At 50.8% G+C, this 26,530-nt stretch carries 26 protein-coding genes; 6 read left to right on the forward strand and 20 right to left on the reverse strand.

Annotated features, from left to right (window positions below; all coding sequences use genetic code 11):
* Positions 1-42: 42 nt before the first annotated feature.
* Positions 43-609: a CBS domain-containing protein gene (locus B2739_RS06485; RefSeq protein ID WP_331345044.1), complete on the reverse strand. Its 567-nt coding sequence runs from the start codon at positions 607-609 to the stop codon at positions 43-45.
* Positions 610-963: 354 nt separating this feature from the next.
* Here B2739_RS06485 and glyQ point away from each other — a divergent pair, with 354 nt between their 5' ends.
* The 5 genes from glyQ to B2739_RS06510 all read left to right on the forward strand — a co-directional run bounded on the left by glyQ (position 964) and on the right by B2739_RS06510 (position 7,442).
* Entirely contained in the window at positions 964-1,920 is a 957-nt protein-coding gene (gene glyQ, locus B2739_RS06490) for a glycine--tRNA ligase subunit alpha (RefSeq protein ID WP_331345045.1), read from the forward strand.
* Positions 1,920-3,995 carry a glycine--tRNA ligase subunit beta gene (gene glyS, locus B2739_RS06495; protein WP_331345046.1) on the forward strand — a complete coding sequence of 692 codons (2,076 nt, stop codon included), beginning with the start codon at positions 1,920-1,922 and terminating at the stop codon, positions 3,993-3,995. Before glyQ ends, glyS begins: the two co-directional genes overlap by 1 nt.
* Positions 3,996-4,100: 105 nt before the next feature.
* Complete coding sequence (gene gmhB / locus B2739_RS06500; protein ID WP_331345047.1) at positions 4,101-4,688, forward strand: D-glycero-beta-D-manno-heptose 1,7-bisphosphate 7-phosphatase; 588 nt, start codon at positions 4,101-4,103, stop codon at positions 4,686-4,688.
* Between the two features lie 11 nt (positions 4,689-4,699).
* On the forward strand, positions 4,700-5,458 hold the full coding sequence (locus B2739_RS06505) for a lysophospholipid acyltransferase family protein (protein ID WP_331345048.1): 759 nt from the start codon (positions 4,700-4,702) through the stop codon (positions 5,456-5,458).
* 262 nt (positions 5,459-5,720) lie between these two features.
* Positions 5,721-7,442: a DUF3592 domain-containing protein gene (locus B2739_RS06510; RefSeq protein ID WP_331345049.1), complete on the forward strand. Its 1,722-nt coding sequence runs from the start codon at positions 5,721-5,723 to the stop codon at positions 7,440-7,442.
* Between the two features lie 4 nt (positions 7,443-7,446).
* Here B2739_RS06510 and B2739_RS06515 read toward each other — a convergent pair whose 3' ends face one another.
* Positions 7,447-8,712, reverse strand: coding sequence for a type II toxin-antitoxin system HipA family toxin (locus B2739_RS06515; protein WP_331345050.1), 1,266 nt, complete (start codon positions 8,710-8,712; stop codon positions 7,447-7,449).
* Positions 8,709-9,023, reverse strand: a complete 315-nt coding sequence (locus tag B2739_RS06520) for a helix-turn-helix transcriptional regulator (RefSeq protein ID WP_331345051.1) — start codon at positions 9,021-9,023, stop codon at positions 8,709-8,711. The genes B2739_RS06515 and B2739_RS06520 overlap by 4 nt, the downstream gene beginning before the upstream one ends.
* Positions 9,024-9,159: 136 nt before the next feature.
* Between B2739_RS06520 and B2739_RS06525 the strand changes: the two genes are divergently transcribed.
* Positions 9,160-9,330 (forward strand): PIN domain-containing protein, encoded by a 171-nt coding sequence (locus B2739_RS06525; protein ID WP_349681267.1) that lies wholly within the window; start codon positions 9,160-9,162, stop codon positions 9,328-9,330.
* 6 nt (positions 9,331-9,336) lie between these two features.
* On the opposite strand, the gene yegD is transcribed toward B2739_RS06525, so the two are convergent.
* The 17 genes from yegD to B2739_RS06610 form a co-directional block, all read right to left on the reverse strand.
* Positions 9,337-10,722 (reverse strand): molecular chaperone, encoded by a 1,386-nt coding sequence (yegD, locus tag B2739_RS06530; RefSeq protein WP_331345052.1) that lies wholly within the window; start codon positions 10,720-10,722, stop codon positions 9,337-9,339.
* 20 nt (positions 10,723-10,742) lie between these two features.
* Positions 10,743-12,248 (reverse strand): carboxypeptidase M32, encoded by a 1,506-nt coding sequence (locus B2739_RS06535; protein WP_331345053.1) that lies wholly within the window; start codon positions 12,246-12,248, stop codon positions 10,743-10,745.
* Between the two features lie 211 nt (positions 12,249-12,459).
* Positions 12,460-13,023 (reverse strand): YbhB/YbcL family Raf kinase inhibitor-like protein, encoded by a 564-nt coding sequence (locus B2739_RS06540; RefSeq protein WP_331345054.1) that lies wholly within the window; start codon positions 13,021-13,023, stop codon positions 12,460-12,462.
* Positions 13,024-13,054: 31 nt separating this feature from the next.
* Positions 13,055-13,501, reverse strand: coding sequence for a hypothetical protein (locus tag B2739_RS06545; protein WP_331345055.1), 447 nt, complete (start codon positions 13,499-13,501; stop codon positions 13,055-13,057).
* Positions 13,502-13,569: 68 nt separating this feature from the next.
* Positions 13,570-13,980: a group II truncated hemoglobin gene (locus B2739_RS06550; protein WP_331345056.1), complete on the reverse strand. Its 411-nt coding sequence runs from the start codon at positions 13,978-13,980 to the stop codon at positions 13,570-13,572.
* Positions 13,981-14,009: 29 nt separating this feature from the next.
* Positions 14,010-14,375, reverse strand: a complete 366-nt coding sequence (locus tag B2739_RS06555; protein ID WP_331345057.1) for a VOC family protein — start codon at positions 14,373-14,375, stop codon at positions 14,010-14,012.
* 50 nt (positions 14,376-14,425) lie between these two features.
* Positions 14,426-14,752, reverse strand: coding sequence for a type II toxin-antitoxin system RelE/ParE family toxin (locus tag B2739_RS06560; protein WP_331345058.1), 327 nt, complete (start codon positions 14,750-14,752; stop codon positions 14,426-14,428).
* Positions 14,724-14,957, reverse strand: a complete 234-nt coding sequence (locus B2739_RS06565; protein WP_331345059.1) for a TA system antitoxin ParD family protein — start codon at positions 14,955-14,957, stop codon at positions 14,724-14,726. Before B2739_RS06565 ends, B2739_RS06560 begins: the two co-directional genes overlap by 29 nt.
* Before the next feature lie 132 nt (positions 14,958-15,089).
* Entirely contained in the window at positions 15,090-15,419 is a 330-nt protein-coding gene (locus B2739_RS06570) for a Na+/H+ antiporter subunit G (protein WP_331345060.1), read from the reverse strand.
* Between the two features lie 23 nt (positions 15,420-15,442).
* On the reverse strand, positions 15,443-15,712 hold the full coding sequence (locus B2739_RS06575) for a K+/H+ antiporter subunit F (RefSeq protein ID WP_331345061.1): 270 nt from the start codon (positions 15,710-15,712) through the stop codon (positions 15,443-15,445).
* Positions 15,694-16,224 carry a Na+/H+ antiporter subunit E gene (locus B2739_RS06580; RefSeq protein ID WP_331345062.1) on the reverse strand — a complete coding sequence of 177 codons (531 nt, stop codon included), beginning with the start codon at positions 16,222-16,224 and terminating at the stop codon, positions 15,694-15,696. Before B2739_RS06580 ends, B2739_RS06575 begins: the two co-directional genes overlap by 19 nt.
* Positions 16,224-17,753, reverse strand: coding sequence for a monovalent cation/H+ antiporter subunit D (locus tag B2739_RS06585; RefSeq protein WP_331345063.1), 1,530 nt, complete (start codon positions 17,751-17,753; stop codon positions 16,224-16,226). Before B2739_RS06585 ends, B2739_RS06580 begins: the two co-directional genes overlap by 1 nt.
* Positions 17,750-18,124 (reverse strand): Na+/H+ antiporter subunit C, encoded by a 375-nt coding sequence (locus B2739_RS06590; protein ID WP_049631377.1) that lies wholly within the window; start codon positions 18,122-18,124, stop codon positions 17,750-17,752. Before B2739_RS06590 ends, B2739_RS06585 begins: the two co-directional genes overlap by 4 nt.
* A complete protein-coding gene (locus B2739_RS06595; RefSeq protein ID WP_331345064.1) occupies positions 18,124-20,970 on the reverse strand; it encodes a monovalent cation/H+ antiporter subunit A in 2,847 nt (948 codons plus the stop codon). Before B2739_RS06595 ends, B2739_RS06590 begins: the two co-directional genes overlap by 1 nt.
* A gap of 99 nt (positions 20,971-21,069) precedes the next feature.
* A complete protein-coding gene (locus B2739_RS06600) occupies positions 21,070-21,198 on the reverse strand; it encodes a hypothetical protein (protein WP_331345065.1) in 129 nt (42 codons plus the stop codon).
* 171 nt (positions 21,199-21,369) lie between these two features.
* On the reverse strand, positions 21,370-25,800 hold the full coding sequence (locus B2739_RS06605) for a pectate trisaccharide-lyase (RefSeq protein ID WP_331345066.1): 4,431 nt from the start codon (positions 25,798-25,800) through the stop codon (positions 21,370-21,372).
* An 11-nt stretch (positions 25,801-25,811) separates the two neighbouring features.
* Positions 25,812-26,393: a hypothetical protein gene (locus B2739_RS06610; RefSeq protein WP_331345067.1), complete on the reverse strand. Its 582-nt coding sequence runs from the start codon at positions 26,391-26,393 to the stop codon at positions 25,812-25,814.
* Positions 26,394-26,530 lie beyond the last annotated feature (137 nt).

Here is a 26,530-nt window from a genome sequence, read left to right on the forward strand (position 1 = left end):
CAGGGCGGAACAGAACAACAGATAACTTAATGAACTTTCAACTTAATGTACTTTTACAGCAGTGAAAATATCGATAAAGGTAAGCTCTTTTTCGATTTCCACCGGTGTGTGCAAACGGCGCGCAATCTCGCGCGATGACACAATCCCGCGAATATGGTGTGCATCTTTATCTACCACCAACAGGTACTCCTGATGGCTCTTCTTCATGGTGGATACCACATCGGCAACCGTCGCTTGCTGCAACTGGCTATAGTCAATGGCGCGGATGTTGGCGCGCGCATGCATCAAATCGCGTACCAGCAACTCATCGCGTTTGACATGCAATGCCATTTGTCTGAGCAAGAGGTTGTGGTCTGCCAGATCATCCTGGCTGATCACCCCGATAAACTCTTTATTATCATCAACCACCAGCTTGGTTTTCACATCTTCTGCCAACATCACCTCCAGAGCTTCAGATGCTTCCAGACGGCTGTCCAGCATGTGGGGCTTATGGCTGCGGAAATCGGTAAAAATGGCTAATGCTGATGTATGTGCATCCACATCGGTAAATTCTTCCGGTTGAACCAGATGATCGTTAGCGGCTAGCGAAAATACACTCAAATTCTTCATAACAAACCCCATGACAATGATTATGATCCAGGGAGAAGAGATGACGTGCACCATCGGAAAATCTAACGCGATCTCTTCGCTCACTCTGTAAGATCAACATAGGCTCGACACGGGCGGATTAAAACCCATCAAAACCGGCTTTTACGCCTGATTTACTGCTTGTTTACGGCCGGTTTACTCGCGGTTTACGACTGATTTACGCGCAACCTCAAACACGTAAATTTTTCGTTTAATCACCATAGCTTCACTGGGTTGGAGGCAATCTTGGCCGAACCCTGCCATTGCGCAGCGTTGACGGCTATAATCGCCGCCATTTTGTTACTTCTTCGATCACTTTTCTTAACTGAGTCTGCCATGTCTGACAAACGCTATGACGTAAGCACTTTCCAGGGGCTGATCCTCGCCCTGCAAGATTATTGGGCGCGCCAAGGCTGCGTAATTCTGCAACCGCTCGACCTTGAAGTCGGCGCCGGCACCTTTCACCCCGCCACCTTCCTGCGCGCGATAGGCCCGGAGACCTGGAACACCGCCTACGTCCAGCCCTGCCGCCGCCCGAAAGACGGCCGCTACGGTGAAAACCCCAACCGCCTGCAGCACTACTATCAATTCCAGGTGGCGATGAAACCCTCGCCCGCCAACATTCAGGATTTGTATTTAGGCTCGCTGCGCGAAATGGGAATCGACACCAACGTGCATGACATCCGCTTTGTGGAAGACAACTGGGAATCGCCCACCCTCGGCGCCTGGGGCCTGGGTTGGGAAGTCTGGTTGAACGGTATGGAAGTCACCCAGTTCACTTACTTCCAACAAGTTGGCGGCCTTGAGTGCTTCCCAGTCACTGGCGAAATCACCTACGGTATCGAGCGTATCGCTATGTACTTGCAGGGCGTGGATTCGATTTTTGATCTGGTGTGGACGATCAACCCCAACGGCGACAAGGTTACCTACGGCGATGTGTTCCACCAAAACGAAGTGGAGCAATCCACCTACAACTTTGAAGAAGCCGATACCGCATTCTTGTTCAGCAATTTCGATTTCTACGAAAAAGAAAGCCAGCGTTTGATGGAAAAAAATCTGCCGCTGCCCGCCTATGAAATGGTGATGAAGGCCTCACACGCCTTTAACTTGCTGGATGCGCGCCACGCGATTTCTGTGACCGAGCGTCAGCGTTTTATTTTGCGCGTGCGCACACTATCGCGCGCCGTTGCCCAAGCCTATTACGATAGCCGCAAAGCCCTCGGCTTCCCATTAGCGCCTGAAGCTTTAAGAGCTGAAATGCTTGCCGCTAGCTCTGCTGAGGAGAATAAATAATGTCTGCTGATTTTCTGGTTGAGTTGGGAACGGAAGAGTTACCACCCAAAAATTTAAAAAATTTAATGAATGCGTTTGTGGAAAGCATTCAAACAGATTTAACCGCGCTGGAATTATCCTTTGCTTCCGTAAAAGCCTATGCCGCACCGCGCCGTTTGGCTGTGTTGGTAGAAAACCTCGCGAGCGAAACACCATCCAAAGAATTGGTTGTCTGGGGGCCACCAGCAGCGATTGCCTTTAAAGATGGCGAACCCACCAAAGCTGCTCTCGCCTTTGCTGAAAAAAATGGCATTGCACCGAGTGAATTAAAAGCAGAGAGCGATGGCAAAGCCGAAAAACTGGTTGCACGTATTTCACAGCAAGGTCAAAAAACCACCGCGCTGTTGGAAAAAATCGTAAGCGATGCGCTGGCAAAATTACCTATCGCCAAACGTATGAAGTGGGGTTCAACCCGCGAAGAATTTGTACGCCCGGTGCACTGGTTAGTCATGCTGTTTGGCAGCGATGTAGTGAATGCGTCTGTACTCGGTTTAACCGCTGGTCGCACCACACGCGGCCATCGCTTCCATTACAACAACAACATCGAACTAGCCAAAGCCAGCGATTACGCCAGTGTCTTAAAAAATACCGGTTATGTAGTGGCGGATTTTGCTGAACGCAGCGCGACTATCAACGCACAAGTCGAAGCTGAAGCGAAAAAAGTTGGCGGCGTTGCCGTGATTGATGCTGATCTTCTGGACGAAGTAACCGCTTTGGTTGAATGGCCAGTCGCACTTACGGGTAAATTTGAAGAGCGTTTCCTCTCGGTGCCTGCGGAAGCCTTGGTTGCCTCCATGAAAGAGCACCAAAAATATTTCCACGTGGTGGATGCCAACGGTAAGTTGAAAAACAACTTCATCACCGTAGCGAATATTGAAAGCAAAGACGCCGCGCAAATTATCAATGGCAACGAGCGTGTGATTCGCCCGCGTTTGTCTGACGCCGCTTTCTTTTTTGAAACCGATAAAAAAACCACGCTGGCTTCATTGCGCGAGCGTTTAAAAACGATTGTGTTCCAAGCGCAGCTCGGCACCATCTTTGATAAAACCGAACGTGTTGCTGGCCTCGCAAAACTAATCGCTGGCAAATTAAATGCTGACGCTGCATCCGCCGAGCGCGCCGCGCAATTGTGCAAGTCTGACTTGGTCACCAATATGGTAGGCGAGTTTGACGATATGCAAGGCATCGCCGGTTATTACTACGCACTGAACGACGGCGAAAATGCCGAAGTCGCCGCGGCGATGAACGAGCAATATATGCCGCGTTTTGCGGGCGACCAATTGCCGCAAACGATCACTGGCACCATTATCGCGCTGGCGGATCGCTTGGATACCATCAGCGGTATTTTTGGTATCGGCCAACAGCCAACCGGTTCAAAAGATCCTTTTGCCTTGCGCCGTGCAAGCATCGCCGTGCTGCGTTTGCTGGTGGAAAAAAATCTCAGCCTCGATTTGCGCGAATTATTAACCTTCGCCAAAGCGCAGCATAAAAATTTAACCGTTGGCGATGAATTGGTAGAGCAGGTGCTTGGCTATATGCTCGACCGTTTCCGCGCCATGTTTGAAGATGCGCAAATTCCTGCCGAGGTTTTCCAATCGGTCACTGCAAAACAATTATCGCAACCGCTGGATATTAATCAGCGCGTACTAGCCGTAAATGAATTCAGCAAATTACCGCAAGCACAGGCACTCGCTGCAGCTAACAAGCGTGTATCCAATATTCTTGCCAAACAAAATGCAGCGGTGAACACCGACGTGAATTCAGCATTGTTGCAAGAAGAGGCCGAGAAAAATCTGGCTGCTGCGATCACCGCCAAAGAAACGGTAGTTGCACCTTTGTTTGCCGCGCGTGAATACACCAAAGCCCTCGCCGCACTCGCCGATTTACAACCCACTGTGGATGCGTTTTTTGACAGCGTAATGGTGATGTGTGATGACGCCGCGCTGCAACAAAATCGCTTGGCGTTGTTATCCAAACTGCGCGGTTTGTTTTTGGAAGTGGCGGATATTTCTTATTTGGTTCCGGCGAAAAATTAATTCAAAAACAAATCCCTCCCAACCCTCCCTTTTGCAAAGGGAGGGAGTAAACCCCCTTTGCAAAAGGGGGTCGGCGCAGCCGAGGGGATTTAAATTGGAAACACCATGAAACTAATCATTCTCGACCGCGACGGTGTAATTAATCACGACCGCGACGACTACGTAAAATCGGCGGACGAGTATCAACCGATTGATGGCAGCATTGAGGCTATTGCGCGCTTAAGCAAAGCGGGTTTTACAGTGGTGGTTGCCACCAACCAGGCGGGTTTGGCCAAGGGTAAATTTGAGCTGGAAGACCTGGAAGCCATGCACGAAAAATTAACCGCACTGGTGGAAGAACAAGGCGGCGAATTGGGCGGGATTTTTTATTGCCCCCATCACCCGGATGACAGCTGCAAATGCCGCAAACCCAAACCGGGCATGTTGGATGCCATTGAAGCCGAATTTAATACCTCGGTGGAATCCAGTTATTTTATTGGCGACAGCCTGCGCGATTTACAAGCCGGCGTACAAAAAGGCTGCAAACCTGTGCTGGTAAAAACCGGCAAGGGCGAAACAACCCTGGCGCAATTAGCCGATGTGAGTTTGCAAACTGACAGCCCGCTAATCACCCAAGAACACGTAATGGTATTTGATAACCTGAGTGCAGCAACCGATTTTATTCTTGCTGACACCCTAACCCAAAACCCCTAACAGGAATTAACGTGCTTAAACTTCGCAGTTTACTTTTTACTATTGGTTACAACGTTAGCAGCGTACTGATTGGTTTTATTGGCGTGATTATTTGGCCAATTTTTCCCTACGCCTGGCGCTGGCGCATAGTGACTTTGTGGAACCGTTTTGTGATGTTTTGGATTCGCGTGTGCTGCGGCGTGCGTTTTGAAATTACCGGCAACAAACATGCGGATAAATTTCCCTGCGTTGTGATGGCCAAACACCAAAGCACCTGGGAGACAATGTTCCTGCAATACTATTTTGGCCCGGTGAGCACCATCCTTAAAAAAGAATTATTTCGTATTCCTTTTTTTGGTTGGGGTTTGGCAAGTTTGCGCCCTATCGCTATCGACCGCAGCAACCCAATGCAGGCATTAAAAGACATTAAACGTATCGGCCTGCGCCGTTTGCAGCAAGGCAATAATTTATTGGTCTTCCCCGAAGGCACCCGCACCCCCGTGGGCCAAATCGGTAACTACGCGCGCAGCGGCGCCGATATTGCCATCAGCGCTGGTGTGCCGATCATTGCCGTCGCGCACAACGCCGGGGAATGTTGGCCGCACAAACATTTTATTAAATACCCCGGCACTATTCGTGTAGTGATTAGCGAGCCATTTGAAACCGAAGGCAAAGACCGCAAGCAATTAACCGTAGATGTTAAAAATTGGATTGAAGGCGAAATTGCCAAAATGCCACCAGCACGGAAAGATGGCGTGCGTGTTCTTGCGCAGCCAGCGGCGGGCGAATAAAAAAATAATCCGTTGTTGTTCATAGGCTGGAAAAGCACAGCGCCTTCGACCATTGCACAAAAAATAAAAAAGCCCCGGTGCGCAACTAAACTGTTGAACTGCACCGGGGCTTTTTTATTAATTTTGATTTGCTAAAAATTTCTTTATCGCCACTTAAATAGTGCGCTTGTAATTTCGAATCGCAAATTGTGATAGCTCATGACGCAAGAGCTGCGCTCACACGTTAACTGCTCTTACGTTAATAAAAAGGATCAACAAGAACATGAAAGAATCACTCAAAGGCCGTTTGTTTATGCTGTTGTTCGCACTGCCGTTTGCGGGCGTTGGCATCGGCTTTCTGCTGTTTGGGGTGATTCCCAACCTGTATGAATGGCAGCAGATGAAAAGCTGGCCGCAAGTCGAGGCGCGCTTGCTGGACGCAGGTTTACACACCAGCCGGGGCGATGACAGCGACACCTACAGAGCCTACGCGCGCTACACCTATCGCTACCAAATGCAGGATTACACCAGCGAGCGGGTAGCGATTATGGGCGGCAGCGACAACATCGGCGATTTCCAGTCAGACCTCGCACGGCAATTGGAATTGGCGCACCGCATGGGGCAACCGGTGCCGGCGTGGGTTAATCCCAACGACCCGGGCGATGCCGTGCTCAACCGCGACCTGCGCTGGAGCCTGCTCGGTTTCAAGATGATCTTTGTGCTGGTGTTTGGCGGCGTGGGTATAGGCTTGATGATCTTCACCCTCAAAGCCAAAGTCGGCGCAACCGACCACCCCGACAGCAGCAGCAAACCCTGGCTTGCGCAGCAAGAATGGGCAAGCCCTGAAGTCACCTGCAATTCCAAAAGCAGCCTCTGGGTAATCTGGTTTTTTGCACTGATCTGGAACCTGATTTCACTGCCTGCCACGCTGGCCGTTCCCGATGAATGGGCCGGAGGCAACAAGCTGATTTTGATCGCGTTAATATTTCCGCTGGCAGGGATTTACCTTCTCTACTGGGCGATCAATTCCACCCTCAGTTGGCGACGCTTCGGGCAATTGCGCCTGCAACTTGATCCCTACCCCGGCAGTATTGGCGGACAAGTCGGCGGTACGCTCAATATTCCCATCACCTACAATCCGCAACAGCGTTTCCCCGTCAATCTGCAGTGTGTGCGCCGCTACGTGACCGGAAGTGGCAAAAACCGCACTAGCCATGAATCGATTGTCTGGCAGAGCAACGGTCTCGCCCAAAGTAAGCCCGCGCCGGGTGGCGGCACCTCGCTGGATATTTGTTTTGATGTGCCCGCCAATCTACCGGTTTCAGAAACCTATTCCGATGACTATCGCTTCTGGAGGTTGGAATTAAACGCCGATTTACCCGGCGTGGATTTGCATCGCCAATTTGAAATTCCTGTTTTTGCCACTGGTGAAAAATCCCGTGCTGCATTACCGCTGAGTAGATCCCATCCACAATTGAACGACGAACGCGAAGCCAGCATCGAGGCCGTCGCTAATATCCAACAAATTCCCGGGGGCGTGCGCATGCACTACCCCATGCTGCACGGAGCCGGTAATAACCTTGTAGGTTTGGTGTGCGGATTATTTTTTGCTGGCGCAGGTGTGTTGATGCATTTTGAATCCGACGCCCCCGCCGTCATCGTCTGGGCATTTACGTTAATCGGCGGGCTCATCACCTTTATCTGCCTCAAATGGCTATTCACCAGCTTGCATGTACAACTCGATCACAACGGTCTGATCAGCGAACGCTACTGGCTGGGAATGCCCATTGGCCGCGACCAAATCCCGCGCGCCGACATCCAAAAACTCTACATCGATGTCAGCTCACGCGGCCAAAGCGCAAAGGGTTACCTGGAGATGTGCAAAATTATCGCCCTCACTCACAGCGGTAAAAAAATTCCCGTCGCGATGAATTTAAAAGGCCGCGATACCGCGCAATTGGCGCTGGAGGCGATTGGGGGGTTGAGTGGGTATGGAGTTAAATAAACACTCAAATAATAATACGAAAATCTTTTTGCAAATTTTTCCAATGCGCCAATAATTTTGTTTTATGTGTGGGGATCATTGGCAACCCTTTTAACGCATCCGGCCAGAGTTCACGCGCACTGGCCATCACATCATCCAAATGGGGCTTGATCGCGCGCCAGGGAATATCGGCTTTTTCTGCCCAGTGTTGAAAATGCGTGTAGGTCACTTTGTACCATTCTTTGGTACCGCCGAGATTCAGGGCAAATTGGGTTTCGTTTTCAATATAAACATTTGTCGTCACCAGATCATAGGCGGGAGAAAGTTCTGGTGTTATTTTGTCGGGATAAAAAAGGCTCCAGTTTTTTAAATGCGCATCGCCATTGGCAAGCAGGATGTTGACCAATAAGCGCCGTGCAAATTGCTGCGCGTTAGCAAGCGCATCACCACTGTAGCGATAAATAATTTTTCCAATCTGCTCGTAATTGGCTGCACTGTATTTTTCATGAGGGTATTTCACCAATACCTGCGCGAAGTCTTCCATATGCACACACCCGTCCGCATGACGATCAAACCGGCGAATGGCAAATGCATAGTCTTCATTGGGTAAATTAATGTGCGGCAATTTATCCAACTGGCTCAAAGGCACCAATTTAATTTCTGGAATGCTAATGCCCACAAGTTCAGCCAAACGCATCGCGCTGTATTCATTTAACGGAACAAAAGGATGCTTGGTTGAAGGGGTTTTGATAATCCAATCGCCCAGATCACCACGAGTCGCCAACTGGTAGCGCCCCTCTTTTTCTTTCATGGAAAATTTCATTTGCACACCGGCAAGTGAAAAATGCTGCGCACCGCTAGTGTTGATCGCACTAACGGGTTTGGCATTTTTATAGTCACTGAAAATACCGGCAGGGATATTGTCTGGCTCCACCGGAGAAGCGACCAAAGCGCCGGGAAGGTCGTGCCCCAGATGGGCAAGCAACTCAAACTCATGATCAATATGGGTTTTCAGCCCCTGTGCCAACAATTCGCGCAAAACGCCCTCAGGCAACAGATTAGAGAAAATCGGGTGTAAGCGCTGGTTTGTGAGCCAGGATTTATCCAGCACCTTATCGACGTTAGGAAATGCGGGATGGGTGATCAGGCTTAACGTCGGGCGATCAAGGTTCGCTTTGAAATTGGCATCGAACCTGAACAGGTTCCGCCCACTGCGAAAGCCCGCGAGGTAGCCGACTGGCACATCATGCAAGCTCAATTGCAGCACACGTACTTCATCGTTACTGCTCATTCGTCATCCGCCAATAAGTCATCCCAGGGGTTATCCACCGTCATATTCGCTTCCTCTGAAACAGTTCTTTCAGTTGCAGAAGGCCCCCCCTCAAGCAGAGCTTTTACTGCCGATAGCTGCTCTTGGGGGATTAACATCACTTCCATTTTCAAGCCTTTGGCGAGCAGCTCCAGATTATCCAAACGAGGGTTCCCTTTGGATTCCAGCCGCTGGTATTGCTGGCGCGACATTCCAATGCGCAACATCATTTCCGCCTGGGTTAGCCCAAGCTGCTGCCTCCGCTGCTTTATTTGTTCAAGGATTTTGCTCATTTATAGGACACATTTACGTTGCTTAAATTGCATATAGCAATACTTTAGTTTCTATATTTTTTAAAAGCAACATATTTGTTTCTTATTAGAATTGGTTCACTCTCAAAGCTATATCCGCTATCAACCGCCGCTCACTATGGCGAAATCCGCGCACGCCTCGAACAAAAAAGGCACACCCATCGGCGTAAACGATATGCACATCGCCGGCCATGCACGTAGTCAGGGCTTGATATTAGTGACCAATAATTTGCGCGAGTTTGAGCGTATTGATGGATTGCGAAGCGAGAATTGGATTGTGGCTGTTTAACAACAACTACCCAAACACCCGCCCCGCCCATACCCCCAAACCCGCGGCGACGCTGCCGAAGTGGTCGCCATCGATGATGGCAATGTCGTTACCGAGTAATTCATGTACGAGCTTGCGAATCAACGGTGATTTGGCGCTGCCGCCGGTGATGTATACAACATCGGGTTTAGTGCCCGCTTGTTGTGTTGCTTCGCTGATAAGGTTGGCGATTTTTTGCAACAGCACGGTTACGGTTTGCGCATAATAGTCGGCGCTGGTTTCCGGGGCTAAATCGCGCTCAATAAAATCCAGAGGGAAGCGATAGGTTTCTGCTGAGGATAACGCGATTTTTCCCAACTCCGCCTCGCGTACCACTTCAAAATTTTGTTTGTTATCGCGCATGTGAATAAAGCGTTTTAATAATTCCGGCTCTGTGGTTTCGCGTTGTAATTTTTCCAGCAAGAATCCAGTTGTTGCATCGTAGAAATCAGTTTGTGCGCCTATATCGTTGATCGCCATGGCATTTACAAATGGCATGAGCGGCATAGGCAGATTAGTTTTCAGTGGTGATAACATCCCAAACGCGGGCATTAATGCTTTTTGCGCAAGTAAAATATCAAAGTCATTTCCGCCAATACGTTCACCGGTGTGTGCAAGAAAATCCTGCTCGCGTTGTAATTGATCGCGATGCGACGGGCCCATGAGTACGATTGAACAATCCGTCGTGCCACCACCTACGTCTACGACCAATACTTTTTTGTTTTCCTGCAAGCGGGTTTCAAAATCAAAGCCCGCCGCGAGTGGTTCAAATAAAAATTCAATCTGGCGAAAACCAATTCGCTTTGCGGCGGCGGTGAGAATAGCCTGTGCTTGTTGGTTGGATTCCTGCGCGTTAATGCCCTGAAAGTTGACCGGCCTTCCAATAACCACTTGGGTTACTTCCCGCTGTAAAAAATGTTCGGCGCGCTGTTTTACGTTAAGCATCATCGCGGCCACCAGGTCTTCAAAAAAACCGACCATTTGCGGGCGCAAGCCGCTCGCACCTAAAAAGGATTTGGGCGATTTAATAAAATAACCTTCCGCAGGGTCAGCAATATAATGCGCAATTGCTTCTGTTCCGTAAAACACACCATCGCTCACTTGCGCAATATCGTGCTCCAATTTCCCCGCACGCGACTGCGCCAATGTGCCAGAGCGCACTTGTGTGTAGGCTTGTCGCTCAACCGGATCTTGCAATTGCTGTGCAATCAGTTCGGCAATAAATGCGCGCTCCAATGCGTAGAGCGTGGAAGGTACAAACGCTTCAGCGCCATACAGGGGTATTAGTTCCGCTTTACCTTGATTGATACAAGACATGGCACAGTTTGATGTGCCGTAATCAAATCCAACGTACATATTATTTACAACCTTCACTCTTTTGATATCACCCTGCATCAGGCTTCGTTTAAATAACGGCGCTGCAAATGCGCTTTGAAATAGCGCGCATTTAATGACTCACCGGTAGCCATCGCAATTAAATCATTGGTAGACAACAAACTACCTTGGTTCCAGATGTGGGTTTGCAACCAATTAAATAACGGCGCTAAATCGCCTTGCGCAATTTTTTCAGAGAGCTGTGGAATACTGCGCTGCGCCGCCGCAAATTCTTGTGCGGCATACATAGCACCCAGCGTGTATGAAGGAAAATAACCAAAAGCTCCACATGGCCAGTGAATATCCTGCATACAGCCATTGCGGTAGTTGTTTTGATCAGAGCCATTTTCGGTCGATAGCCCTAAATAGGCCTGCATTTTTTCATTCCAGAGCGCGGGAATATCGTCTACTTCGATATCGCCTTCCACTAACGCGCGTTCGATTTCGTAGCGCAAAATAACATGGGCGGGATAGGTCAGTTCGTCGGCATCCACACGGATGTAACCGCGCTTCATGCGCGTATTAAAACAATATAAATTTTCATTGGTAAACGCAGGATCTTGTTCCCGTTGAAAGATGCGGCGCGCAAGCGGCGCTAACAGCTGCGTAAATTCCGGTGAGCGCGCCAATTGCATTTCAAAAAATAAACTTTGCGATTCATGCACACCCATTGAGCGCGCCTCGCCCACCGGTAAACCTGCCCAAGCTTTCGGCAAATTTTGTTCATAGCGCGCGTGGCCAGTTTCGTGGATAACACCGAGCAGCGCTTTCATAAAATCGCTTTCATCGTAACGCGTGGTAATGCGCACATCCGTTGGAACACCGCCACAAAATGGATGGGTACTCACATCCAAACGCCCGTGGGTAAAATCAAAACCGAGCAATTTCATTGCCGCAAGGCCAAGCTCTTTTTGTTGCTCAATTGCAAACGGACCTTCAGGTACAATTACTTTTTTCTGTGATTGAATATCATCCGCACGCTGGATAAATTCCGGCAACCAGGTTTTTACATCGGCAAACAATGCATCCAACTGCGCACTGGTTACACCCGGTTCATACAATTCCAACATCGCATCATAAGGGCGCAACCCTGCATCAGCAACGCGAATGCGCGCTTCTTCACGCACCAGCTCAACCACTTTTTTCAAATTGGGTTTAAAACCATTCCAATCATTATTATTGCGCTGCTCGCGCCATGCATGTTCACAGGCAGAATTTGCCAACGATTGTGCCTGTACTAAATCCTGCGGCAATTGCGTTGCCTGTTTCCAACGGCGTTTCATCGCCGCAAGACTCGCCTGCTCATTAGCAGATAAAGGCTCTTGTGCAGCAGCACTTAACCATTCACCCAAATGTGATGCGGTAGTTTGCTGATGAATCAATACTGATAACTCTGCCATGGCCGCACTGCGCGCAGCATTTCCACCTTCCGGCATCATCGCCGCCTGATCCCATGAACAGATCGCCTGTGCATGCTGCAAATGGGAAATTTTTAAAAAGTGTTGTTGCAACAGTTGATAAGACATAGCCAAGCCTTTTATTAAGAAATATGACGATGAGTCTTTAACGTAATTTGAAAAATAAGTGCGGTAATAATCAAAGAAAGCAGACCAGACTGATAAAGATATCTTTTTTATACAAGTTAAATAATCTTCCAGGTTAATAAAAAAGAGCAGCACTATTTGTATTCAACAAATAGTGCTGCTCGCTTTACTTTATTTCTGCAAATGTCTGCGCTTAATCGCGTTTGTACAACGCCTCAATCGATGCAGAACCCAGCGAGTTGGCATTGATCATATAACCGGTGAGTGCGCCTGATGTATTTGCAGGTAATTCCAATTTTTTAGAAAGTGCATACACAGTAAATTGATAGCGGTGGTCACCGTGGCCTTGCGGAGGACATGCACCGCCGAAGCCCGTTACGCCATAATCATTTTCAATATGTTGGCTGCCTTTTGGTGCTGCAGATTGATCTGATTTACCTGCACCGGTTGCAAGGCTAGTCACATCCGCTGGAATATTTACCAGTTGCCAATGCCACCAGCCGCTGCCAGTGGGCGCATCCGGATCGTAAGCGGTAATTGCATAAGCGACTGTACCTGCAGGTGCACCCGACCATGACAGTTGTGGCGAAAGGTCATCGCCGGTGCAACCAAAACCGTTAAATTCCTGCGCTTTTTTCATGTGCTTGCCAGCGGCAATATCGGTGCTGGTCAATACAAATTTTGCAGGCTCTGCGAATGCAGATAATGGTGAAAGCAAAGAAGTCACTAACAGTAATGTGCGGATCGGGTTTTTCATTTGAAGATCTCCTCATTCATTGTGGATCAAATTATTTCATCAGTTTTAAGTTGCCCAAATACACCCAGGATTGCTTAATCCCCAATGCGTACATCAAGCCAAACACCAAACAAATTGCTGAACTGACCAGCCAAAAGGTAGTGCTGTTTTCCGGGAACATGGACACCAGGGGTATAAATACGATGCCGCGTAACAAATAGATGGCTGCAATAACGCACAAACCCACGCGCAATAATGGAAGCCTCATAATGACACCTGCACCCGACAACGCATAGAGTGACCAAAGGGCAAGCACCACAACGATAACTGAGGTAACGATGGTCGGATAAATATGCCCCGCTTCTGCCATTTGTGCCATCTGTTCACCTGCGCCGAAAAAACGATACCAGTCACCGCCGAAAATTATACAACCCAAATGGAGTAAGGCTGCCACTGCGCTACACATTGCGGCGATGATTAAATAATTATTTTTTTGCATGTTCTAGTTCCTTCTCTTGATCGAGTTGCTATTAATTCATTTTTTCTTCGATGACTTCCAACATTTTTTTAAGGTTTTTTACTCACGGTAAAAATACGCTCGGCGGGAATGCGCAATTGGGCGAGTAAATAGCTGGCAAAATCCTGCGGATAATTTTGTAGCGCAATCGCGCGCTCCATACATAACAACCAGGCATCGCGCTCAGCCGTACCTATTGGCAGATGGGAATGATCGCGCGGGATATTGATGCTGCCGTATTTTTCCGCATAGAGCGATGGCCCTCCCATCCAGCCGCATAAAAAGCGCGTGAGCTTATCGCGCGATTCGGTTAAATCTGTTTTGTGCATCGCACGAATAGTCGCCGCCTCGGGCAACTCATCCATAAAACGATAAAAGTCATCCACCAATTGGCGAATACCGGCTTCGCCGCCAGCAGTTTTAAAGGAGGTATCGGAAAAGCCATATAAAGGAGTGTTCATTTTATTTTCCACGTGAAACGGTGCATCGCTTAGTTGGTAGTTTTTTGCTCTGACCAGACTGCAAATTCGTTGCCGCTTGGTTCAGTAAAATGAAACCGGCAACCGCCGGGGAAATCGAATAGCGGCGTTACAATTACTCCACCGTTAGCAATCACTTTTTGCAGCGTGGATTGAATATCTGCACTGTAGAAGACTAACAACGCGGCACCATTTGCAGTGCTGCTACACAGCTCGGCTTTAAAAAAGCCGCCATCCAATCCCTGATTGGAAAACGCCGTATATTCAGGGCCGTAATCGACAAACTCCCAACCGAATACAGCGGAGAAAAAAGTTTTGGTTGCCACTAAATCGCGCGCAGCGAATTCAACGTAGTTGAGTTTTTCGTGGGTGTTCATGACTGAAGAATCCTGTTGAAAGTACTTTTGACCAAGTGCAAGGCAATCTACTACTCCATCAACTTCAAATCCGCAGCGCGGCGGTTTTTGGAATCTTGATAGAAATTTTCGTGCGGCCCAAGATTGAGCAGGTATAGCGTAAGACGCTGTGCTTGCCAGGAATAGCCGAGCAGGGTTTCTCTGCCATCCAGTTTGAATTTGTGTACCCACAGATGGGCAAGGTCGCCTTTTTTACGCTCGCCCAGTTCCGGGTTTTGTTCGATTTTGCCTATCTCGTCATCGACCAAGTCTTTATGAGTTTCGCTCAAACGTTTGAAGGCTTTTTTAAATGTGGGGGATTCGTAAATCTCAAGTTGAGGATTTGCTGCGTCTGACATATTTGGTCGCTTTTCCTGCATTGATTTCTGCCGTTGCCAGCAGAACTTCCTTGATGAAGGCGTAGGTCAGCTCGGGGTTGTCTTCCACGATTTTGCCAATTTCCGCCCAATGCTCGATTTGTTTGGGCACCGAGCGTTTTGCCGCTTCGGCATGGATTTGCACCTCCTCCACGAAGGTTTCATCCAAACGTACACTGATGGCCATGCTTCACCTGTTGGATAATAAACTGAGATAACTAATCGCAATACGCGACAATTTGTCGCAAATAATTGTATGCCTTACGAGCAACTCTTGCAACGCGGATTGTTGGGCATAGCTGCCCAACCTACCCAATAACTACTTCCAGGGTTTCCCCCGCGTCCGCTCCACCGCATCCAACTTCAAATGCAGCGCCGCTTTGGCAACTATGTGGCCGCTGACGGGGGCGGTTATAAATAAAAACAGGGCGATGAGCAGTTCGTGCAGGCTCAGGCCATCGCCTTGGGTGGAGAAAAAAATCACCGAGCCGATGATGATCCCACCCACGCCCAAGGTGGTGGCTTTGGCGGGGCCGTGCAGGCGCAGGTAAAAATCCGGCAGGCGCATCAGGCCGATGGAGCCGATAAGGGCAAAGGTTGCGCCGATCAGAAGACAGACGCTAATTAAAACTTCAAGCCCAGTAGACATGGCTTACTCCTATGCAATGTTCGCTATTCAATAATGTCGCCACGCAGCAGGTATTTGCTGAGCGCGACTGTGCCGACAAAACCCATGACGGCGATCAGGAGCGCTGCTTCAAAGTACAACATGCTGCCTTGGTAGATGCCGAACAACACCAGCAATGCGATGGCGTTGATGTACATGGTGTCCAGCGCGAGTATGCGGTCGGGCAGTGAAGGGCCGATGATGAGCCGCCCGAGGTTGAGCGCTATGGCGATACTGAGCAGCAACATCGCGATACTTATGGCTGTGGTGAGCATTCAAATACCTCCTTGAGCGGGGCTTCGTAGCGCTGTTTCATCTCGGCGATGGCGGCATCGATATCGGTCACATGCAGGCTGTGCACCAGCAAATACTTCTCCTCCATGTTCAGGTCCGCCGAGACGGTGCCGGGGGTGAGCGAGATGGTACTGGCAAACAGGGTGATGGTGAATTCGTGTTCGATATCGAGCGGGACGCGCATAAACGCCGGTTGCAGCTTATTCATGGGGCCGAGGATACGCGCCGCCAGAATCACATTGGCAATGACAATATCCCACAAGACCACCAACAAAAATTTCACCAGCAATAGCGGCTTGCGGATGCGCAATGCCTCCGGCCAAAAGCCTTGGCTACACCAGGGGATTAGCCAGGCCAGCACAGCGCCCAGCAGCAGTTGGCCAGCGCTGAGGCTATTGGCCAGTAGCAGCCAGAGCAGCAGCATAAAAGCACTCAGCGCCGGATGTGGAAACCAGCTCCGCGCCTTGGGTGGATTGGTAATTTGCGGATTCATTAGTGGCTCCCCTCAGCAGCAGCGGGTTGGTGAATCTGGAATTGCTGCATTGCCTCGCTATAGGCTTGCGGTGCCAGCAATTGTTCGGCGAGCGCCTCGGTGTAGGTGAGCACCTGCCCGGCAAAGAGAGTAATCAGCAGGATGCACAGCAACAGGCCGATCACCGCCAGCAGTGCGCCTTTGTCGGCAGCGGGTGACTGCTCGATATGGGTATCGGTGCGCCAGAAAATTGTAGAGCCGCTGCGGCTGAGCGCCATCAGGGTGGCAAGGCTGCCCGCCAGTACAATCACCCACAACACCAGTGTGTTCATGTTCACGCCAGCGGCATTCAGCAGCAGCAACTTGCCGATAAACCCGCTCAGCGGCGGCAGCCCGATCACACTGATCGCCGCGATAAAAAACAGCGCACCCAACAGACCCGACTGGCGCAGGCGCGGGCCTTTGGTGATGCGGTCGAGCAAATCGCCGCGCTGGCGCAGGATCAGGTCGGCCAGCAAAAACAACACGCCGCAGACCAAGGTAGAGTGGATCAAATAGTAAAAAGTCGCGCTGAGCGATGCCGCTGTATTGAGTGCAACACCGGCCAGCAGCGTGCCGACTGAGACGATGACGAGATAGGCGATTTGCACCCGCAGCTCGCGCGCGGCCAAGGCACCCAGTAGACCCAATACCAAGGTGATGAGCGCCAGCGGCCACAGCCATGGCAGCGCCAGATTGGCGACGTTACCTGCATCATTGCCGAAAATTTGCGTATATACACGCACAATGGTGTAAACACCTACCTTGGTCATAATCGCAAACATCGCCGCCACCGGGGCACTGGCGGCGGCATAGGCGCGCGGCAGCCAGAAGTAGAGCGGCGCTATGGCCGCCTTCAAACCAAACACCACCAGTAGCAGCACACCGGCAGTGGCGGCTAAGGGCGCATCCTCAGGGCTGATGGCGCGCACTTTGTCGGCCATATCCGCCATATTGAGCGAGCCGGTCAGGCCGTAAAGCGCCGATACGGCGATCAAAAATAGCGCCGATCCACACAGATTGAGCACCACATAATGCAACCCCGAACGGGCGCGCTCGGCACCGCGACCGTGAAGCAACAAGCCGTAAGAGGCGATCAGCAACACCTCAAAAAATACAAACAGGTTGAACAGGTCGCCGGTCAGGAACGCGCCGTTCACCCCCACCAGCAGGAACTGCACCATGGCGTGGAGTTTGTCGCCGGGTGCATCGTTGCCGCGCACTGCATAGGCGATACTGAAAAATGCCAGCACTGCGGTGACCAGCAACATCAAGGCGCTCAGGCGATCCAGCACCAGCACAATCCCGAACGGCGGCTGCCAGTTGCCCAATGCATAGAGGCGGATCTGGCCATCGCTGGCGTGCAGCAACAAGACAATACTGATCGCCAGCAGCGCCGAAACCGACAGGAAACTCAGCACGCGGATAAGCGCGCGCCGGCCGGAGAGCAGAATCATCACCACTGCAGCCAGCAGTGGCAGGAGGATGGGGGCAATAATCCAATGGCTCACACTTCGTCCTCCTCTAGCGGGCGCACCGGTTTGACCGGTTTCTCGCCAATGGCGGCGCTGCCGTCCACATGGTCGTTACCCAATTCCGCGCGCGCGCGCAGGGCGAGTACCAACAGGAAGGCGGTCATGGCAAAACCAATCACAATCGCGGTCAGTACCAATGCCTGCGGGAGCGGATCGACGTAGCGATCACCCTGACCGATAACGCTGGAGGCGTTGTTAGCCAGTCGCCCCATCACAAAAATAAACAGGTTGACCGCGTAAGAGAGCAAGGTCAGCCCGAGGATGACCGGAAACGTCCGCGCGCGCAGCAGCAGGTAAACACCACAGCCGACCAATACGGCAATCACCAATGCAATCAAGGCTTCCATCAGTTCAACTCCTCCCGTGCAGGTGAATCAGGATTAGGGTGCAACGCCATAGCGCCGTGGGTGGTCTGCGCCAAACGCCCTAATTGCGCCAGCATCAACAAGGTGGCACCGACAACCGTGAGGAACACGCCGGTATCAAAAATCATCGCGGAGGCGAGCTCGAACTCACCTACGATGGGCCAGTGGATATGGCTGAAAGTCGTCGTCAGGAAGGGGTAGCCAAACGCCCAACTGGCAAGGCCGGTCAGGGTGGCGATCAACACCCCCGCCACACTCACCCGGCCGTAATCCACCGGCAGCCGCTGCCGTACCCAATCCGAGCCGCTGCACACATACTGCAAAATCAGCGCGACGCTGGTGATCAAACCGGCGATAAACCCGCCGCCCGGCTGGTTGTGGCCGCGCAGGAAAATGTACACCGAGACCATGAGCGCGAGCGGCAGCAAAATCCGCGAGAGCACCGTGAGGATGGGTGGATAGGGGTCGCGCGCCCAGCCGCGCCCGTCCAGATCGGTAGTGGGCAGCGGCAGGCGCAAGCCATCGAGCATCAGGTAAACGCCCAATCCGGCAATCGCCAATACGCTGATTTCACCGAGCGTATCAAAGCCGCGGAAGTCAACCAGAATCACATTGACCACATTGGTGCCACCGCCGCCGCTAACACTGTTGGCGAGGAAGAACTCGGCCAAGGCGGTATCGTAAGGGCGCGTCAGTATCGCCAGCGTCAGCAGACCAACACCCGCACCCGCACCACCGGCAATGGCGATATCGCGCACCACCTTACCCGCGCTGGATTCAAACGGCGTGAGTTGCGGCAGGAAATAGAGCGCGAGCATCAACAAAATGATGGTGACAACTTCCACCGAGATTTGGGTGAGCGCCAGATCCGGTGCGGAAAAACGCACAAACGCGAGCGATACCATCAGCCCCACCACGCCCAACACCAACAGCGCTGCAAAACGGTTGTGGTGGATAAACACCGTCACCAGCGCGGCAATCATCATCACCACGGCCAGCAGCAGACTGACGCCGTCGATGGGTGTGAGTGCCACCTCGCCCATCACCTGACCAGATCCGGACAGCAGCGGCCAAAGCTCCACCGCTCCCATTACCAATAAAGTGCCAAACAAAAGCGCAACCGAGCGCTGCAGCGAGCCGTTTTCGGCGGCATCGGTCACCCGTTGGGCAAAGCGCACTATGGCCTGAATGCGTTTTTCAAATTCGACTTTTTCATCCAGCCGGTACTTGCGCTCGTAAAACGCAAACAGGCCGCCGCGCTGGCTGTAGAGCAACAGGCCGCCCAAGAGCGCGACAAGACTCATCAGGAGCGGCAGGTTTAATCCATGCCACAGGGCGATGTGATGCTCGGGTAGCGAATCGCCCAACACCGCCAGGCTAGCCGCATCCAAAAAGGGCGCGACGGTGACATTGGGCAAAACGCCCACCAGCAAACACAGGGCGCAGAGCAACGCCATGGGCAAAATCATGTAGCGCGGCGGCTCGTGCGGCGGGTAAATCGGCAGGTCGATGGGGTGACCGTTAAAAAACACATCGTGGATAAACCGGTAGGAATAAGCCACCGCAAAAATCCCGGCCAAGGTCGCAAACAGCGGGATGATCCAGCTAAAACCGCCGAGCAACTCCACTTGCAGAGTCTCGGCAAAGAACATCTCTTTGCTCAAAAAACCATTGAGCAGCGGCACCCCGGCCATGGCCGAGGCGGACACCATGGCGACCGTTGCTGTGATCGGCATGAACTGCCACATACCGTTGATTTTGCGCATATCGCGCGTGCCGGTTTCGTGGTCGATGATCCCCGCCGCCATAAACAGCGAGGCCTTGAAGGTCGCGTGGTTGATGATGTGAAACAGAGCGGCCATGGTCGCCAGCTCAGAACTGAAGCCGAACAGCATGGTGATCAGCCCCAAATGGCTGATGGTGGAATAGGCCAGCAAGCCTTTGAGATCGTGTTTAAACAGCGCGGTATAGGCACCGAACACCAGCGTCGCCAGACCAATGAAGGTCACCAGATAAAACCACAAGTCCGATCCGGACAGCGCCGGATACAAACGCGCCAGCAAAAACACCCCCGCCTTCACCATAGTCGCCGAGTGCAAATAGGCCGACACCGGCGTGGGCGCGGCCATGGCGTGGGGCAGCCAGAAATGGAATGGAAACTGTGCCGATTTGGTAAACGCGCCAATCAAAATCAGGATCAAGGCGACCGGATAAAGCGCATGAGCCTGGATCTGCTCCGCCGAGTTAGTGATCACTTGCAGACTGTAGGAGCCAGTAATTTCGCCAAGTACCAGTGCACCCGCCAGTAAAGCCAAGCCCCCTGCCCCGGTGATCGCCAGCGCCATACGCGCCCCTTTGCGCGCATCGCTGCGGTGCGACCAATAGCCAATCAGCAGGAACGAACTGAGGCTGGTCAACTCCCAAAAGATAATCAACAGCAGCAGGTTATCGGACAGCACAATCCCCAGCATCGCCATCATAAACAGCTGCAATAAAGCGTACAGGCGGCCGAGGGAATCCTTATCGGCCAGATAGTAGCGGGCGTACACAATCACCAGCAGGCCAATGCCCAAAATCAGCAGCGCAAACATCAGCCCCAGACCATCCAACCGCAAGCTGAGGCTCAAACCCAACTGCGGAATCCAGCTGAGTTGCACAAAAAATTGCTGTCCGCCAAACAGCGCTGGCACATAAGCCAACAGCAACCCCAAGGCGAGCAGCGGCCCCAGCAGCGCCGATACCGCACAGAAATTGCGCCCAAAACGCTCGCACAGGGGCGGCAAACACGCGCCCAACAGCGGCAGTAAAATGATCAGTAATAATTCCATCGAACATCCTCGTAGTGCGCGAACGGCTCCTTAACCAGAGCCAGACACAAGGCAACAGCCAGCAGTAACACTGACTATAGGTATAAACGCAGACAGGAATTAAATCGATGCAGGAGGATCAGTAAAAAAAGGATGGCGCTGGCACAGCGGCGAACGGCTGCGCAGCCAAAAGGTATCAGGATTCAGGTAATCACTACCCGATGTGTTGGCAAGACAATAGGTCAACATGCGTCTGTTATACCTATTTTGGCGGGGCGATGCCAGTTAATGACCAATTTTTCACGTTTCATTACGCCTGCTTAACCGGAGTCAACTATCAGGTTAATTACCCGGGCGGATTGATCCTGAAACAAAAACCCCCGATCACTGGTATGACCGGGGGTTTCACAGAGACCAGAGTTACTGGCAACTCACCGGCGTTAGCGCCTCCATGTAAGTTCTGTCTGGCGACAGCGGCGAGTTAAACGGGGCATCACCGTGTTTACCGGCGGTGAGGGTCACGTAGTCCACCAGATCCTGACCGGCGGCAAAGCGCCAGCCGTTGATGGCATTGAGTGAAGCCGCGTTATAGTTTTGCGACAAATCCGCCACTGTGCCGTTGCTGGCGGTGAGTGCGGTTTTGGTGGCTTCATTCACCACACAACTGCCGCTGCCAAACCAGAGGAAGTTGCGGTCGTTGCGGAAGAAACCGCCGCTGATGTCTTTGAAATAGTTGTTAGCAATTTCACTCAGTGATGCCTCCACCGAACTCTTTTCTTGCAAGCTGGAATTCACTACAAAAGCGTTGTCTTCCAGAAAGGCGCTGGCACCCACGCGCAAGCTCAAAATCTCTTTGCGATAATTCACAAATACATTATTGAACATATGCGTTTTACCGCGGCGCAATAAAGGCACACGGCGCAAGGTATTGCCGAGCAGCATGTAGCTATCGTCAGTTGTCACAAATGCGTTGTGGTGCATAGTGGTGGTGATGTTGGCATTGATGGTGCGGCTGTCGCTTGAACCATGCAGCACCGCGCGCTTCACATTCACCAAACGGTTGAACGACATGGTGATGTGATTTGCACCGATTTTTACATCGAATGCTGAATCGCCGGTGGTATCAAACGTATTTTTGTGAATCCAAATATCCTGCGATGCGCCGGTGGAGCGAATCATATCCGGATCAACGTAGTGGTCTTCGGTGTGGCCTGCGCCCTGGAATTTCAAATGGGTGAGAATCACATTTTCTGATGTCTGGGTGGGCACACCATCGGCATCTTTTCCAATCGCAAAACCGCTGAAAATAAAATAGGCTTCAGTGCCGCGACCATCGAGGGTTTTGTTAGAACCAATCGCCGGAATGCGGATTGGAATACTGCTTTTGTTCATCGCCTTGTTGAAAAATTCGGTGCGACAGGTTGCCAAATCATTGAAACCTTTGCGTGCACACCATGCATGGTAATCAATACATTCTGCTTCGCTCGCATCCAACAGGGATTGCACCGTGGCGTTGCTGCAATACTGGCGGTACATACCAATTTCACTGGGCTGCGCAAATTCCACTTTATCGAACACAATCCAGTTGTGCGCGTTGTCTGTCAGTGCATTTATTAATTGCTGCTCAACAGTCACGCTTGAATTTTTGGTGATGATAGTCAGTTTGCTGTTGCCGTTGGGATCAAAACCACCTTTGGCATTTTCACCATAACCCACCGCTTTACCGAGCGACTGCGACAAACACTCCACAATTTCCTGATCGGTTTGCAATGAAGTATCGCGCCAATTTACGTTGGGGTTAGTGGCGATGCTAATACAATCTGCGCTCAGGTTTATATTGTCAGGAATATAAGGCGCACTGGACGATGCGCTGCTGATACTCGATGCAATTGCACTTGAGGTGCTGACAATCGATGAAGCACTGGAAGCAATAACACTCGATGCCACTGCACTCGATGGTGTTGAAGAAACAGCAACACTGGATGACGACGCAGAAGAAGAAACGCCTGCACCATCGGTATATTCCAGCACTAAATTATCAATCGTCACACTTGCTGAACTTTCGGTGCGCAGCGCAATAAATGAATTACCCGTGCCCACTGCTGGAGTGATGGTCACTTGCTGGCCTGCAGTCAAACTATTCGCCACCACCTCATACACTTTGGAATTAGCACCGTGAATAGAATTGCCTTGGCTGGTGGTGTTGTTATCCACATACACCTGCATTTTTCCGGAACCCGATGCAGCAATCACCGTGAAGCTAATGCGATAAGGGCGCGTTAAATCAAAATCGCCATTCGCATTAGTATCACTCGCGGTGGTGGATGCGCGCGGTGGACGATTGCCGATAGTAAAACGCGCACCCGCGAGGGTGAGTTGATTATTAGCGATGGTGATTGCGCTGCCGCCACCGGTAATAAAATACAGCGGCGCGGAAGCATCGGTAGAAATGGATTGATAAGCCGCGCTAAACAACGTGTTTTTATCTACCGCAAAGCCTTCATTAATCAATGCACTTACAACCGGCGCAACCGATGAACTTGCATCGCTGCTTATTGATGTGCTGCTTGCTTCTGAACTCGCCGCTTCACTGCTTGCTGCAACGCTGGATGGTGCAATGCTTGATGCAGCCACACTAGATGGTGCTGTACTTGATGGTGCCGTACTTGAGAGCCCCGTACTTGAGAGCGCTGCGGAAGATGCAACACTGGAACTGGCCGCTGAACTGGCAACTACAACACCGCCGCCAGAAATTTTACCCACGCCTACATTCGCCATCACAATCGCAGGGACATCGTTCGCTGCATCCATTTCTACAACGTAAGGCACAGTGACGGCGCAAGTGGATTGCAACTGGCCATCCACCACTTGCGGAATTACCAGTGCACCATTGCCCACTGTGCGGCTGTAATAAATTTCTGGCAGCACTGTGTTGCCATTATTGGTTTGCCAGCAACCGGGCACAGAGGAATCGTCCGATGCAATTAGCGGATTATTCACGTTGTAAAAATAATTGCTCTCCACCAATGCCTGGGCATTCATGCGCGAGTTAATTGCATGGAACATATAATCCATACGGTCATTGGACCAGTAGTTGTTATACATATGCACCAGTGCATGGCGAATCAGCGGCGTGCGCTGTTCAATATTTTTATACCAGTTGTGATGGAAAGTGATATTGGTATTTTTATTGTCGCTGTCGCTGGAGCCGATCAAACCGGCGCGGCTGGAATCGTTAAATAAATTGTAGGAAACCGTCACGTTGGTAACACCGGCTTTCATATCCAGCAGCGAATCGTAACCGTCTTTTTCACCGCCGGAAGCTTCCAGCCAATTGTGGTCGATCCACACACGGTTCACATTGGTTTCCATACCAATCGCATCACCGCCGTTAGAAACCGGTGAACCACTTTTTTTCACATTGCGAATATGCAGGTTTTGCAAAATGATATTGGAGGCATCGCGCACATGAATGCCGATTTCTTCAAACAACGCATTGGTGCCCACACCAATAATCGACACATTGCTCATCTGTTTTATTTCGATGACATCGGCCTGGGTATTACAACCCTGCACCGTGGTATTGGCGTGGCTGATAGTGCCGTTTACCAAAATCGTAATCGGTGTACTCATGGTCGCGCGGCTGCAAAGTGCAGCATTTAATTCAGTGCCGCTTGTCACTGTGACCAGTGCACCGCCCGCGCCACCGGTCACACCGGCATATGCGGCAAAGCCTTCCATTTTTGCCGGGCGCAATGCGCCGTTATACGAAGCAAGACTACTGGACGATTGAACTGCAGCAGAGGAACTGCTCGGGGAAATAACAACACTTGCTTGACTGCTGGATGCTGGTGTCGATGAAGCGGCGACAGATGAAGGCGCAACTGATGATGCAGCGACAGAAGATGGTGCGACTGACGATGCAACTGATGAAGACGAACCACCTACAACATCATCCAGATATTCAATGACCAAGTCATCGATAGTAACGCTGGCCGAACTTTCGGTGCGCAGTGAAATAAAAGAATTCGCCGTGCCTAGCGTTGGTTGCAATTCAATAACTTGCCCCGCCACTAAACTATTTGCGCTCGCATTAAAAATACGCGACGCACTGCCGTGCAATGAATTGCCCGCGCTAGTGGTGTTGTTATCCACCATCACTTGCACAGCACCGGAACCGGAGGCAGCAACCACACGAAATGAAATGCGGTAGGGTTTGCTTAAATCAAAATCGCCATTGGCACTAGTATCGCCCGATGTAGTGTTGGCACGCGGTGGTTTATGACCAATGGTAAAACGCGCCGCCGCCAGGGTTAATTGATTGTTGGCGATGGTAATTCCGCTATTGCCGCCAGTGACAAAAAATAAGGGCGCGGAAGCATCGCTGGAAATAGATTTATACGCCGCACTGAATAAAGTCGCTTTATCGACATCAAAGGTTTCGCTAAATAATTCACGATTCGCAGCAGCAACAACAACTGGTGTGCCAGTCGCCGACCACACCAATGCCGAGGTATTAAATGCAGTGGCGCGATTGTGGCGAATTTTAATGGTATCCGCCGGCGTGATTTGTTCACCGCTGGCAAGATCGCCAACAACAACATTGCCATCCAGAATCGTGGTGCCAGCACCGCTCGCTGTTAAAGTTTGCGCGGCGTTAGTAATTGCCTGCTCACCATTTTTAACGGTGACGGAAAACACGTAATCGTATGTAGTGCGGTCGATGCGGGTTTCACTTAATTTATTTAACGCTACCACATTCAAATCCAGCGCCAGGCTGTTGCCTGCAAATGCCAGCGCGCATAGGGCCGCAAGTTGTTTTGTGGCCTGTGAGAAAAATTGATTTTTCATAGTGCCACCTATTAGTGAATATGCGATTGACGAAATTGAACAGCCGCACGGGTGTTACATGCGCGTCTGCGCATGCCCACTGCAAGCAAACCAATTGCTATCAACATCCATAACGAAGGCTCAGAAACAGATGAGACTACTGCGCTAGAAACGCCTGAGTCGATAATTTCATAATCCGCGTTATAGAATTCGTAATCCAAAACCTGTAACGCCGATTCAAATGGAACTGCTGCAAGCCAGGTAAAAGAAATTCGCGCAAAACCAGACGTTAAACCGTCAATATTAAAACTGTCGAAGAAGCCAGCGCCGAGTAGCGCATCTGGTTGGATAACAATGCTGTCCCACTCTGCCGGGCTGGTAATAATGGCCAGGTCAGCAAAAAGCGATTCAGAAAAATAGAGCGATAATCCGTTCATTACCTCGCTCGCAGACAGCGAGAGAGTAATATCCACAGTGACCTGATTGCCCACTAATTCGGAAAATTCCGTATTGATCAGTGCGGCTTTAGCGGGATTGATCAGGCACAACAAAAGCGCAAACGTCAGGCTGATTTTTTTAAAAAGATTATTTTTATTAAAGTAATAAGTTCTCATGTTATTCCCCATTTTATTAAGTTTATTTGCCGTTTAAGTAAGGGCAATCGGGGTATGAACTGAATTGCATTGTCGATTGGAAATTTTATTGTTATGGAATTGCACTAACAGGTTTTAAAAATCTAACAATTAAACGA

It is taken from the genome of Cellvibrio sp. UBA7661, from assembly GCA_002483365.1.
Classification (GTDB): domain Bacteria; phylum Pseudomonadota; class Gammaproteobacteria; order Pseudomonadales; family Cellvibrionaceae; genus Cellvibrio.